Origin of the sequence: Nocardia yunnanensis (genome assembly GCF_003626895.1) — a bacterium.
GTDB lineage: Bacteria > Actinomycetota > Actinomycetes > Mycobacteriales > Mycobacteriaceae > Nocardia > Nocardia yunnanensis.
Window position 1 is genome coordinate 6039118 of sequence record NZ_CP032568.1, and the last position, 15109, is coordinate 6054226.

Annotated in this window: 1 pseudogene; it reads left to right on the top strand. The window is 71.7% G+C overall.

The annotated features are described in order from the left end of the window. Positions 1–283: 283 nt before the first annotated feature. Positions 284–15046: pseudogene (locus D7D52_RS28405) on the top strand (amino acid adenylation domain-containing protein); the annotation flags it as partial. Positions 15047–15109: the final 63 nt, after the last annotated feature.

A 15109-nucleotide genomic window follows, 5' to 3' on the forward strand; every position in this document is an offset into this window, starting at 1 on the left:
CTGGTGAGCGGCCCGGAGTGGCCCTGCGGCCCGTGGGGCTGAATACTTCTCGGGGAAGCGTCGCGCGACTCCGCGGGAGTAACGCGGCCTGCGCGAACCCGATGAAGTCTTTCGGTGCGCACCGCGGTACGGGCAACAACGGACAGGATGAGGACAGCTGCATGATTCGGGTGGTCGGGGACCGGAAGAACGAGCTCGTGGCGGTACTGGCATGACCCGCACGGCTCGCGTACGCCCGACCCGGACCCGCCGCGGACCGCACATCCCCACCCTGCCGCAGCTGCTGGCGACCGCGGTGGAGGCCGATCCGGGCGGTCTCGCCGTCGTCCTCGCCGACGCGGACACCACCCTGGCCGCCCTCACCTACGCCGAACTCGACGAACGCTCGAACCGGCTGGCCCGGCTGCTCATCGCGCGCGGCATCGGGCCCGAGGATCTGGTCGCCGTCGGCATCCGGCGCTCGATCGAATCGGTGGTCGCGGTCTGGGCCGTCGCCAAGACCGGCGCGGGCTTCGTGCCCGTCGACCCCAACTACCCGCCCGAGCGGGTGCTGCACATGGTCACCGATTCCCGGGCCGTGCTCGGGCTGACCGTCACCGACACCCGCGCGAGCCTGCCCAACACCGTGACCTGGCTGGAACTCGACAGCGACGAGATCGCGGCCGTCGCCCAGACCTACCCGGCCGAACCGGTCACCAATGCCGACCGCGAGCGCCCGCTGCGCGCCGAGCATCCCGCCTACGCCATCTACACCTCCGGTTCCACCGGCCTGCCCAAGGGCGTGGTGGTCACCCACACCGGCATCGCCGCGCTGACCGCGGAGATGCGCGAGCGCTTCGGCATCGGGGCGCGCTCGCGGGTGCTGCACGTGGCCACCCCGTCGTTCGACGCCTCGATCATGGAACTGCTGATGGCCGTGGGCGCGGCGGCGACCATGGTCGTCACCGTGCCGGAGGTCTACGGCGGCGACGAACTCGGGCGGCTCATCGCCCGCGAACGCGTGACGCACGGGCTGATCACGCCGTCGGTGCTGGCCTCCCTGGATCCCGGGCAGCTCGCTGGCATGGAAGCCATCGTCGGTGGCGGTGAGGCGGTTTCGGCCGAGCTGGTGCGCCGCATCGGCGCCGGGCGGCGATTCCACAATGCCTACGGGCCGACCGAGGCGACCATCGCCACCAATATCTCCGATCCGCTGTCGCCGGACCGCCCGGTCACCATCGGCGCGGCCATTCGCGGCGCGACCGCGTATGTGCTGGACGAGCGGTTGCGCCCGGTGCCGGTCGGCACGCCGGGTGAGCTGTACATCGCCGGTGCGCTGCTGGCGCGTGGCTATCACGAGCGGGCCGCGCTGACCGCCGCGCGGTTCGTGGCGAATCCGTTCGAGGACAACGGGTCCCGGCTCTATCGCACGGGCGATCTGGTGCGGGCTAATGCGGCCGGTGAGCTGGAGTATGTGGGGCGCAACGACTTCCAGGTCAAGATCCGCGGACTGCGCATCGAGCTGGGCGAGATCGACGCCGTGCTGACCGGGCCGGAGGCGGTCGACTTCGCGGTCACCGTCGGCCACGAGGTGAACGGGCGCGCCACCGCGCTGGTGTCGTATGTGCATGCCGCGCCGGGCTTCACGATCGAGACCGAGGTGCTGGCCGAGCTGGCCGAGCGCACGCTGCCCGCGCACATGGTGCCCGCGGCCATCATCGTGCTCGACGAGATCCCGCTGACGCCGGCGGGCAAGCTGGACCGGCGCGCGCTGCCGGAGCCGGAGCTCGAGACCACCGAGTACCGCGCGCCCGAGACCCCCGCGCAGCAGGCGGTGGCCGAGGTCATCGCCGAGGTGCTGCGCCTGGACCGGGTGGGCCTCGACGACGACTTCTTCACCCTCGGCGTGGATTCCATCACCGCCATCCAGATCGTGTCGCGGGCGCGGGCCCGGGGACTGGGCTTCAAGCCCAAGGAGATGTTCGCCGCGCGGACCGTGGCCGCGCTGGCAGAGCTCGCGGTGCCGGTCGAGAACGATTCCGCCACCGAGGAACTCGCCACCGGGCCGCTGGTTTCGCTGAGCGCCGAGGACGAGGCGCGGCTGCGCGAGCGCTACCCGTCCCTGTCGGACGTGTGGCCGTTGACGCCGTTGCAGTCGGGCATGCTGTTCCACGCGCGGCTGGCCGAATCCTCCGTCGACGCCTACATGGTGCAGTTCGCGCTGGACCTGGCCGGGGAGATCGACGTGCCGCGCGTGCACGCCGCCGCCCGCGCCATGCTGGACCGGCACGTCAACCTGCGCGCGGTCTTCGCCGAGGACGGCGCGGGCAATGCGGTGCAGGTGATCCTCGACGATGTCGAATTGCCGTGGCAGTACCTGGATCTCAGCGATCGGGTGCCGGCCGAGGCGGTCGCGGAGACCGACCGGCTGATGGCCTTCGACGTGGCGCGCCACTTCGACATGAGCGCCGGGCCGCTGCTGCGCATGACGCTGTACCGCACCGCCGCGGACCAAGCGCAGGGAGGTGGAGCGTACCGGTTCTGCGTCACCAGCCATCACATTCTCATCGACGGCTGGTCGATGCCGCTGCTCATCCAGGACATGCTGCTGCTGTACGCGGCCGAGGGCGACGCGTCGCGGATCCCGGCCGTGCGCTCCTACCGCGACTACCTGGCGTGGCTGGCGGCCCGCGATCACGAGGCGGCGCGGGAAGCCTGGCGTGAAACCCTGGCCGGGTTCACCGAGCCGACGCCGCTGGCGGCGGTCGATCCCTCGCGCGAGATCACTTCCGGCATCGGCGAAATCGGCTTCCAGCTGTCCGAGGACGACACCGCCGCGCTGACCAGGGTCGCGCACGAGGCGGGCGTCACCCTCAACACCGTCGTGCAGGCGGCGTGGGGTCTGCTCATCGGCCGCAGCACCGACCGCGACGATGTGGTGTTCGGCGCCACCGTGTCCGGGCGCCCGCCGCAGCTGGCCGGCATCGAGACCATGATCGGGTTGTTCCTCAACGCGATTCCGGTGCGGGTGCGGCTCGACGCGGGCAGCACCCTCACCGACGTGCTGCGGGCGTTGCAGGACGAGCAGGCCGCACTGCTCGACCATCACTACGTCGGGCTCGGCGAGATTCAGGAGATCGCCGGCGTCGACGGGCTTTTCGACTCCATCGTGGTGTTCGCGTCGTTCCCGGTGGACGAGCAGTCCCTCGACGACGCGGCCGCGCCCATCGACGGTGCGGGCATTCTCGGCGCGTCCACGGTGAACGGCACCCACTACCCGCTCACCGTCATGGTGCAGCCGCGCGGGCGCGGGCTGAGCTTCGGCCTGAAGTATCTGCGCGACCTGTTCGACGCGGACGCCGCGCAGGCCATCGCGCAGCGGCTCGCGGCCCTGCTGGGCCGCATCGCCGCCGACCCGCGCGCGCGGGTCGCCGCCGTCGACGCGCTGCTCGACGGTGAGCGCCGGGAACTGGCGGCCGTCAATGCCACCGAAGTGCCGGAGCTGCTGGACGATTCGACGCTGCTGAGCCTGTTCGACGCGCAGGTGGCGCGGACCCCGGACGCGCCGGCGGTGTGGTTCGGCCGCGACGGGCTCAGCTACGCCGAACTCGACATCCGCTCGCGCCGCCTGGCCCACGAGCTGACGCTGCGCGGCGTCGGCCCGGAATCGCGGGTCGCCGTCGCCATGCGCCGCAGCCTCGATCTGGTGGTGGCCGTGTACGCGGTGCTGCGGGCCGGGGGCGCGTACGTGCCGGTCGACCCGGATCATCCGGCCGAGCGCAACGAGTACGTGCTGGCCGGGTCCGCGCCGGTATGCGTGCTGACCCGCACCGTCGACGGCTTCGAGACCGGCTCGGGCGTACCGCTGTTCCTCGTCGACGCGCTGACGGCCGCGGACTCGGTCGTCGAGTCCGCCCCGGCCCGGGTGCGCCCGGACAACGCCGCCTACGTCATCTACACCTCCGGTTCCACCGGCCGCCCCAAGGGTGTCGTCATCACCCACCGGCAGATGGCCAACCAGTTCCGCTGGGCGCAGCGCACCTACCCGCACCGGCCCGGTGACGTGGTACTGCACAAGACGCCCATCACCTTCGACATCTCCACCTGGGAGTTGTTCTGGCCGTTGCAGACCGGCGCGGCCATCGTGGTCGCGGAACCGGACGGGCATCGCGACCCGGCCTACATCGCCGGCCTGATCGACGAATACGCCGTCACCTCCGTGCATTTCGTGCCGTCCATGCTGAACGCCTACCTCGACGGCTCGGCCCGGCGGCATCCGTCGCTGCGCTGGGTGTTCGCCGCCGGTGAGGCGCTGACGGCGGAGAGCGCCGCGACATTCGCGGCGGCCCTGCCGGATACGGCGCTGATCAACTGGTACGGGCCCGCCGAGGCCACCGTGGTCACCGCGCATCCCGCCGAGCGGGCGCACGGGGTGGCGGTGCCGATCGGCAGCCCGGTCGCCAATACCCGGGTGCTGGTGCTGGATCGGCAGTTGCGGCCGGTGCCGTTCGGCGCGGCCGGCGAACTGTATGTCGCGGGTGTGCAATTGGCGCGCGGCTACCTGGGCGCGCCCGCATTGACGGCCGAACGGTTCGTCGCGCACGAGGGCGGAGCCCGGCTCTACCGCACCGGTGATGTGGTGCGCTGGATCGCCGACGGCGACGCGTACGCGCTGGAGTACCTGGGCCGCAGTGACTTCCAGGTCAAGCTGCGCGGGCAGCGCATCGAGCTCGGCGAGATCGAGACCGTGCTGCTGGCGCATGCCGAGGTGCATCGGGCCGCGGTGAACCTGGTGCGCGCCGAAACCGGTGACCGTCTCGTCGCCTACGTGGTGCTCGAGGACGGCGCGACCGTCACCGACGCCGAACTGCTGTCGCACACGCGGGAATCGGTGCCCTCGTACATGGTCCCGTCGGCCGTGGTGCGGCTGGCGGCCATGCCGCTCAATGCCTCCGGCAAGCTGGACCGCAAGGCACTGCCGGCGCCGGAGTTCCAGGCGGCCGAGTACCGCGAGCCAGCCACCGCCGCCGAGCGGACCGTCGCCGAGGTCTTCGCCGCCGTGCTGAAGCTCGAACGCGTCGGGGCGGACGATGACTTCTTCGAGCTGGGCGGCAACTCGCTCAATGCCACGCAGGTGGCAGCACGGCTGGGCGCCGCGGTCGGCGCGCGGGTGCCGGTGCGGGCGCTGTTCGAGACGCCGACCGTCGCCGAGCTGGCGAAATCGCTGGGCAGCCTGGCGGATTCGGGTGTCGCGCCGCTGCGGCCGATGCCGCGGCCGGAGCTGATCCCGCTGTCGTACGCGCAGCAGCGCATGTGGTTCCTCAACCGCCTCGACACCTCCGCCGCCACCTACAACCTGCCCATCGCGCTGCGCGTCACCGGCCCGCTGGACGTGCCCGCGCTGCGCGATGCGGTGGCCGATCTGGTGGCTCGTCATGAGGTGCTGCGCACCTACTACCCCGAGCACGGGGGTGTCGGTCACCAGCTCGTGCTGCCGGTCGATTCGCCCGACGCCATGCCGTTGCTGCCGGTCGTCGCGGTCACCGAAGCCGACGTGGTGCAGGCGGTTTCGGAGGTCGCGTTCGCGCCCTTCGACGTCACCGTCGCGCCGCCGCTGCGGCTGCGGCTGCTGCGGCTGTCGGACCAGGATCACGTGCTGGTGTGCGTGGTGCACCACATCGCCGGCGACGGCTTCTCCGCCGGACCGCTCACCCGCGATCTGGTGACCGCCTACCTGGGCCGGTTGCAGGGCGGCGCGCCCGAATGGTCGCCGCTGCCGGTGCAGTACGCCGACTACGCCCTGTGGCAGCGCGAAAGCCTCGGCGACGAACACGATTCCGGGTCCGTGCTGGCGCGGCAGTTCGACTACTGGCGCGACAATCTGGCCGGGCTGCCCGATCAGCTGGAGCTGCCCGCCGACCGGCCGCGGCCCGCCATCGCCTCCGGGCGCGGTTCGGTGCACGCCTTCGATATCGACCCGCACGTGCACGCCGCCCTCAACCGGGTTGCGCAGCAGCACAATACGACGCTGTTCATGGTGCTGCACGCCGCCTTCGCGGTGCTGCTGGCCCGGGTGTCCGGCACCCGCGACATCGCCATCGGCGCGCCCATCGCCGGCCGCGGCGAGGCGGCGCTGGACGACCTGATCGGCATGTTCGTCAACACCCTGGTGCTGCGCACCGAGATCGACCCGAACGCCAGCTTCAGCGAACTGCTGGCCGCCGTGCGCCGCACCGACCTGGCCGCCTTCGAACACGCCGACGCACCGTTCGAGCGCATCGTGGAACTGCTGGACCCGCCGCGCTCGCAGGCCCGCCACCCGCTGTTCCAGGTGTCGCTGCAGCTGCAGAACATGACCCCGGCGGTGTTCGAGCTGCCCGGCGTCACCGTCTCCGACGTGGACCTGACCGTGCCGGTCGCCAAGTTCGACCTGGACCTCACCCTGGTCGAGCGCATCACCACCGACGGTGCGGCACAGGGCATCTCGGCGGCCTTCACCTACGCCGCCGACCTGTTCGAGCCAGAGACCATGGACCGGCTGGCCGAGCGCCTGCGCCGCACCCTGGTCGCGGTGGCAACCCACCCCGAGCGGGCCGTCGGCGACTTCGACCTGCTGGCCGTGGACGAGCGGCAGCGGGTGCTGTCGGACTGGAACGCCACCACCGTCGACATCGCCGCCGGGGGACCGCGCGCCGCGACCTCGACCCTGGTGTCGCAGTTCGAGATCCAGGCGTTGCACACCCCGGACGCGGTGGCGCTGATCAGCGGCGGCGAACGGCTCACCTACGCCGAGTTCGCGGCCCGCGTGCACCGGCTGGCGCGGCGGCTCATCGCGGCCGGCGTCGGCCCGGAAACGCTGGCGGCCCTGCACATCCGGCGCTCCATCGACTTCGTGACCGCCGCCTACGCGGTGATCACCGCCGGCGGCGCGTACGTGCCGCTGGACCCGGATCAGCCCGCCGAGCGCATCGCGCACGTGCTGGACACCGCGAACCCGGTCTGCGTGCTGACCACCTCGCGCGACAGCTTCGACGCCGGGGAATACCCGGTGATCGAGGTCGACACCGAGATCCTGGCCGGCTATCCGGACCATCCGGTCAGCGACGTGGAGCGGCGCGGGCCGCTGCGTCCGGAGCATCCGGCCTACGTCATCTTCACCTCCGGCTCGACCGGAAAACCCAAGGGCGTCAGCGTCCCCCACGCCGCCATCGTCAATCAGATGGTGTGGATGCAGGCCGAGTACCAGCTCACGCCCGAGGACGTCTACCTGCAGAAGACGCCCAGCACCTTCGACGTGTCGCTGTGGGGCTACTTCATGCCGTTGCGGGTCGGCGCGACGCTGCTGCTGGCCGGCCCGGACGGGCACCGCGATCCGGCGTACCTGACCGAGCTGATCGAGCAGTACGCGGTCACGGTCACCGACTTCGTGCCGTCGATGCTGAGCGTCTTCGCCGCCCAGAACAATCCGGAACGCGTCCGCACCGCGCTGCGCACGCTGCGCCAGATCTATGTGATCGGGGAGGCGCTGCCCGCCGAGACCGTGCGCGCCATCGGCGCGGTCACCGACGCCGAGCTGCACAACCTGTACGGGCCCACCGAGGCCGCGGTGTCCATCACCTACCGCGACGTCACCGGCGAGGTCGATCGCATCGTCATGCCGATCGGGCGGCCGGAGTGGAACAGCCGTGTCTACGTGCTGGATTCGCGGTTGCACCCGACTCCGCCCGGGGTGGCCGGCGAGCTCTACCTGGCCGGGGTGCAGCTGGCCCGCGGCTATGTCGCGCGGCCGGATCTGACCTCGGATCGCTTCGTGGCCAACCCGTTCGGGCGGCGCGGCGAGCGCATGTATCGCACCGGCGACCTGGTGCGCTGGGATGTCAGCGGTGACACCGCCGAACTGGTGTACCTGGGGCGCACCGACTTCCAGGTGAAGTTCCGCGGGCAGCGCATCGAGCTGGGGGAGATCGAGGCGGCGCTCACGGCGCACGACTCGGTGAGCCAGGCCGTGGTGGTGCTGCACACCGCCGAGCACACCGGTGACATGCTGGCGGCCTATGTTGTGCCGGCTGTCGGACCGGTCGCTCAGGAAACGCTGCGTGCGCACCTCGCGTCGCGGTTGCCCTCCTACATGGTGCCGTCGGCCATCGTGGAGCTGGATGCCTTCCCGCTCAACGCTTCCGGCAAGCTGGATCGCAAGGCGCTGCCCGCGCCGACCTTCCAGGCGCGGGCCTTCCGCGCGCCGGTGTCGCCGGTCGAGCAGATCGTGGCGGCCGTGTTCACCGAGATGCTCGGGCTCGGCCAGCCGGTCGGCCTGGACGACGACTTCTTCGCGCTGGGCGGCAACTCGCTGGTCGCCACGCAGGTGGTGGCCCGGCTGGGCGCGGCCCTGGACACCCGGGTGCCGGTGCGCATGCTGTTCGACGCGCCCTCGGTGGAAACCCTGGCCGTCGCACTGGAATCGGCCACCGGCACCGGTCGCGGGCGGGCGCTGGTCGCCGGACCGCGCCCGGAGCGGATTCCGCTGTCCTCGGCACAGCAGCGCATGTGGTTCCTCAACCGGTTCGACACCGAGTCGGCGGCCTACAACATTCCGGCCGCCGTGCGGTTGTCGGGCGCGCTGGACGTCGAGGCGCTGCGGGCGGCGGTATCGGATGTCGTCGCGCGGCACGAGATCCTGCGCACCGTCTACCCGGAGACCGACAGCGGGCCGGTGCAGGTGGTGCTGTCGGCGGCCGACGCCGCGCCCGAACTCGAGGTCCGGCAGGTCGCCTCCGATCAGGTCGCGGGCGCCGTGCTGGCGGTGGCGTCGCAGCTGTTCGACGTCACCACCCAGGTGCCGATCCGCATCGCGCTGTTCGAGATCAGCGACGCCCCGGCCGAATACGTGCTGGCGCTGGTGATCCACCACATCTCCGGCGACGGCTCCTCGGTCACCCCGCTGACGCGCGACCTCATGCTGGCCTACGCCGCCCGGTCCATGGGCGTCGAGCCCGCCTGGCAGCCGCTGCCGGTGCAGTACGCCGACTACGCCATCTGGCAGCGGGAGCTGCTCGGTGACGAGAACGATCCGGAATCGGTGGCCGCCAAGCAGATCGGCTACTGGAAGCAGGCGCTGGCCGGGCTGCCCGACCAGCTCGACCTGCCGATGGATCGGCCGCGTCCGGCCGTGCAGTCCTTCCACGGCGGCCGCGTCGAGGTGGACATCGACGCCGAAACCCACCGCGCCCTGGCCGAATTGGCGCGCCGGGAAGGCGCGACGCTGTTCATGGTGGTGCACACCGCGCTCGCGGTGCTGCTGGCCCGGCTGTCGGGCACCGACGACATCGCCATCGGCACCCCGATCGCGGGGCGTGGCGAGCAGGCGCTCGACGACCTCATCGGCATGTTCGTCAATACGCTGGTGTTCCGCACCCGCGTGGACGCCGGCGCGAGCTTCACCGAACTGCTGGCGCGGCAGCGCGAGACCGACCTGGCCGCCTACGCGCACGCCGACGTGCCGTTCGAGCGGCTGGTCGAGGTGCTCAACCCGGTGCGCTCCACCGCGCGGCATCCGCTGTTCCAGGTGGGCCTGTCGTTCCAGAACCACACCCAGTCCGCGCTCGAGCTGTCCGATCTGACGGTCGCCGGGCTGGAGATCGACACCGAACTGTCGCAGTTCGACCTGCACCTCATCGCGGCCGATCGCTACACCGAGACCGGCGAGCCCGCGGGCATCGTCGGCGGATTCACCTACGCCACGGCCCTGTTCGACAAGGCCACCGTCGAAGGCTTCGTGCGACGCTTCGTGCGCCTGCTCGGCAGCGTCGTCGCCGCACCCGCCGCCCCGGTGGGCGAGGTGGACCTGCTCGCCGCCGACGAGCGGACGCGAATCCTCCAGGGCTGGAACGACACCCGGCACCAGGTGGACACCAGCGCCACCCTGGCCTCGCTGCTCGACCGCACCGCGGGCGAACAGGCGTCGCGGATCGCGATCGTCGCCGACGACGCGGGCACGCTGACCTACGCCGAACTCGGCGCGCGCGTGAACCAGCTGGCGCGTGAGCTCATCGCGCGCGGCATCGGAACCGAAGACCGCGTGGCGCTGGCCATCCGCCGCTCCACTGACCTGGTCGTCGCCATGTACGCGGTCACGCAGGCCGGCGCGGCCTACGTACCCGTCGACCCCGACCAGGCCGCCGAGCGGGTGGGCTACATCCTGGAGACGTCGGCCCCGGCGTGCGTGCTCACCACGGCCCGTGACGGTTTCGAGCTGCCTCACCCCCGTCATCCCGGCGCGCTTCACCCCCGTCATCCCGGCGCGCTTCTTGGCCGGGATCCACACGACGAGGCGTTGGATTCCGGCCAAAAGCACGCCGGAATGACGGTGGAAGTGCTGCGGATCGATGAGCTGGAGCTGTCCGGCCATTCGGCCGCGCCGGTCACCGATGCCGAGCGGGTGCGGGTGCTGAGTGCCGCTAACACGGCGTATGTCATCTTCACGTCCGGTTCCACCGGTCGCCCGAAGGGTGTGGCGCTGCCGCACGGTGCGGTGGTGAACCAGTTGCTGTGGAAGACGGCGGAATTCGGGCTCGGTGTCGAGGACGCGGTGTTGCTCAAGACCGCGGCCACCTTCGACCTGTCGGTGTGGGAGTTCTGGTCGGCTGCCGTCTGCGGTGGCCGCCTGGTCATCGCCGACGCCGAGGGCCATCGCGACCCGGTGTATCTCAACGAGCTGATGGCTCGTGAGTCCGTGACCACGCTGCACACGGTGCCGTCCATGCTGGACGCGCTTCTGGCCGAGACGAATTCGGCCGCCGGGCTGGGCGGGCTGCGGCGCGTGCTGGCCATCGGTGAGGCACTGCCGGGTGCGTTGGCCCAGCGGTTCCGCGCCGCGCTGCCGCAGGTGGAGCTGTTCAACCTGTACGGGCCGACCGAGGCGGCGGTGTCCATCACCACGCACACGGTCACCGACGCCGACCGGGTGGCGGTGCCGATCGGTGCGCCGGAATGGAATTCGCGGGTCTACGTGCTCGACGCGCGCCTGCACCCGGTGCCCGCCGGGGTGCCCGGTGAGCTGTATCTGGCCGGTGCGCAGTTGGCGCGCGGCTACTTCGCGCGACCGGATCTGACCGCCGACCGGTTCGTCGCCGATCCTTTCGGCACCGGCGAGCGCATGTACCGCACCGGTGACCTGGTGGCCTGGAACGCGCACGGCGAGCTGGAGTACCGGGGCCGCACCGACTTCCAGGTGAAGATCCGCGGCTTCCGCATCGAGCTCGGCGAGATCGAGGCAGCACTGCTGGCGCTGCCGGAGATCGCGCAGACCGCGGTGCTGGCCAAGCACGACGCGCGCACCGGCGACCGGCTGGTGGCCTACCTGGTGGGCGCCGGCATCGACGTGGCGCGGGTCAAGGCGGAGCTGTCGGCGGCGCTGCCGTCGTACATGGTTCCGGCCGCGTTCGTGGTGCTCGACGCGCTGCCGCTCAACGCCAACGGCAAGCTCGACCGCGCCGCGCTGCCCGATCCCGAGTTCACCGCCGCCGAATTCCGTGCTCCCGAAACGGATCTGGAGCGCACCGTCGCCGGCGTGTTCGCCGACGTGCTCGGCCTGGACCGGGTCGGCGCGGACGACGACTTCTTCACCCTCGGCGGCAACTCGCTGCTGGCCACCCAGGTCTCCAGCCGCCTGCGCGCGCTGACCGGCGCCGAGGTGCGGGTGGCCTGGTTCTTCACCGCGCCGACCGTGGCCGGGCTCGGCGCCCGGATCCTGTCCGCGCTCGAGGGCGAACACGACTACGACTCGAATTCCGAAGCGGGACTTCAGGTCGTGCTGCCCATCCGCGGCACGGGCACCCGGACGCCGATCTTCTGCGCCCCGCCCATGTCCGGTATGAGCTGGTGCTACGCCGGATTGGCGCGCTTCCTGCCCGAGGATCAGCCGCTGCTCGGGCTGCAGTCGCCCGCGCTCACCGAGACCGATTGGGATCCGGCCACCCTCGACGACGTGGCTCGCCGCTACGCCGCCGAGATGCGGGCCGTCCAGCCCGAGGGCCCGTACCGGCTGCTCGGCTACTCGCTCGGCGGCAATCTGGCCCAGGCCATCGCGGCCGAACTGCGGGCCCAGGGCGAACCGGTCGACCTGGTCGCCATCCTGGACTCCTATCCGGGCTCGGCGACCGACTTCCGCACCACCATCCTCGACGAGTTCGCCACCATCGGCGTCGGCCCCGACGCCTTCCCGGACGGGGATCTGCTCGAACTCAGCGAGGAGGCGCTCGCCGCGCTGCACGCCGCCGTACCCGCCGATCTGGGCATCCTGACCCTGGACCGGCTGCGCCGCATCTATCGCGGCGCGGTGCGGAGCCTGGAAATGGAATCCGAGTACCGGCCACGGCATTTCGACGGGCGCGTCGAACTGTTCCGGGCGGAGTTCCGCAGTGCCGGTGTGCCGCAGGCGAAGTCGGCGGCTGACTGGCGGCCCTACGTCAGCGGGGGCATCGAGGAGTTCGCGGTGCCGGGGACCCACCAGATGATGACCACGGCGGAATCGTTCGCGGTGATCGGGCCGGTGCTGGCCGAACTCATCGAACGGGCCGACACCGCACCGGAAGCCGACACCAGGCCGGAAACCGAGACCGTGCCGGAACCCGAGCCCGTGCCGCTGTCCGAACCGAGCGACACCCTGCCCCGGCTCATGGCCGACGCCGTCGCGGCCAATCCGGACGGCGCGGCGATCGTGATCCGCGGCCGCGCGTTCACCTACGCGCAGCTGGACGCCGAATCCTCGCGCCTGGCACGACTTCTCATCGAGCGGGGCGCGGAACCCGGGACGCGGGTCGCGATCGCCCTGCCGCGCTCGGTCGCGCTCATCCTCGCCGTCTGGGCGGCCGCCAAATCCGGCGCCGCCATCGTCGCCGTGGATCCGGCGCACGCCGCGCGGGTCCGCGACAGCGGAGCCACCCTCGGGCTGAGCGTGAGCGCCGCCGTCGGCGCGCTGCCGCCGCTGTCCGGGGGACAGGAGTGGATCGTCCTCGACGATCCCCGGGTCGGCGCGCAGGTCGAATCCCGTTCCGCCGCACCGGTCATCGACGCCGACCGGCGCCGGCCGGTCACCGGCGACGCGGCCGCCTGGGTCGACTACCCGGCCGACCGCTACGGGGAAGTGGTCTACACCCAGGCCGAGGTGCACGCCATGGCCGAACGGGCGCGTCGCTCCGGGATCGGCCGGGAGTCCCGTGCGCTGTACCTCGCGGCCGCGGACTCCGGGCTGTCGCCGCTGGAGCCGGTGCTGCCGCTCGGCACGGCCGCCACGCTGGTGGTGGCCCAGCACCGGGCGTACACCACACCCGAACTCGCCGACCTGATGACACAGGAGGGGGTAACCCACGCGGTCATCACCGCGGACATCCGGGTCGGGCTGTACAGTCCGGCGCTGCCGGCCGAGGTGATCGCGGCCGGGAACCTGCTGGCCGAGCCCGTGGTCGAGGTGGACTGGGCGACCACGCAGGTGCTGCCGGTCATCAAGCCGGAGGATCTGGCGCGGGCGGTGAAACTGCACGACCCGGAACCGGAGGCAAAGCCCGAACCGGAGGCGGAATCCGTACCCGAACCCGAACCGGAGACCGCATCGGAACTGGAGACCGAGGTCGAAGCGGAACCCGATGTCGCGTTCACCATGAATCCCGAACCCGCGCAGGGCGAGCCGGCCGAGCCCGAGCCGGCGCCGCGCGACGTTTCCCCCGTGCCGCCGCCGCCCGTCATGGGTCCCCGGCTCAGCGCCGTCGGTCAGGTCTCGGCGCTGCCCGCCGGCGCCATGAGCCTGCTCGAGGTGGAGCCGTCCGGCGTCTGGGTCCGCGCCATCACCCTCGATATCGCCGCGGGCATTTCCGGTACGCGGGTGCGCCGCTCGGTGGCCACCCTGCTCGACCGGCACCCGGGCCTGTGGGCGCGGCTGCGCCGCGACGGCGACGCGGCCGCCCTCGACATACCCGCCCAGCAGCCGCGCGGCGCGGCCGTGGTGTGGCAGATCGATCCGAACGTGGAGGCCGTCGGCGATCCCATCGAGGCCGTGATCCACGCCGCCGCAGCGGAATTGGACCCCGAGAAGGGGTACAACATGCGCTTCGTGCTGGTGGAGAACGTGGGCGGGGTGATCGCCGACGGCGATCCGGAGGACCGGCCCGCCGCCGTGCTGGTGGTGGTCGCCAATGGTCTGGTGGTGGACGACACCTCCTGGCGCACCGTCATCGAGGACCTCACCGCGTCCTGGTCGGGTGGTCACGCCACCGCGCCCAGCGCGGACGCGCATCCGCTGGGCATCGCTCGCGCCCTCGCGCAGCGCGCCGTGGACGCCGACACCATCGACGAATTGTCCTGGTGGCGTAAGGCGCTCGCCGATGTCACCGAGGGCGTGTCCCCGGAGCGGGTGCTGGCCGAGGCCGGTGGCCGCGGCCGCGTCTCGGTCTCGATCACCGGTGAGGGCGCGGCGGCCGTCGACGGCGTGGCCCGCCGCTACGGGGCCAGCATCGACGACGTGCTGCTGGCCGCGCTCGCGGTCACCCTGCTCGATCCGGCCGCCGAAACCCTGCGCGACACACTGGGTTCGGTGGTGCGCCTGATCGCCGACGGCCGCGTCCCCGGCGATCCGGCCGGGCACCGCACGGTCGGCGCGTTCAGCACCACGTATCCATTCCCGTTGCGGCTCATCGGCGTCGACGCCGGAGAGGTGCGCGCCGGCGGCCCGGCCGCCGGCTCGCTCATCGAGCAGATCCGCGACAGCGTGCGCGAAGTGCCTACGCGGGGTGTCGGTTTCGGGCTGCTGCGGCACCTGAACCCGGACACGGTCGCCGAGATCGGCGTGCTGCCGGTGGGCCGCATCGGTTTCCGCTACCGCGATCTGCGCCCGGCCCGGGTCTACCCGGAACCGGTCGCCGACGACCTGTACCTGGACGTCACCGTCGACACCAGCCGGGACGGGCTCATCGCCCGCTTCGACTTCGTCGGCGCGGTCCTGGGCCTCGATCAGGTCAAGCAGCTGGTGGAGGGCTGGGTCCAGACCCTGGGCGGCCTGGCCGAACACGGACGGTAACGGAACGGTCAAGCGCGGCGGTCGGTGACGGCCGCCGCGCGACCAAGTCGTAATATTCCCCGG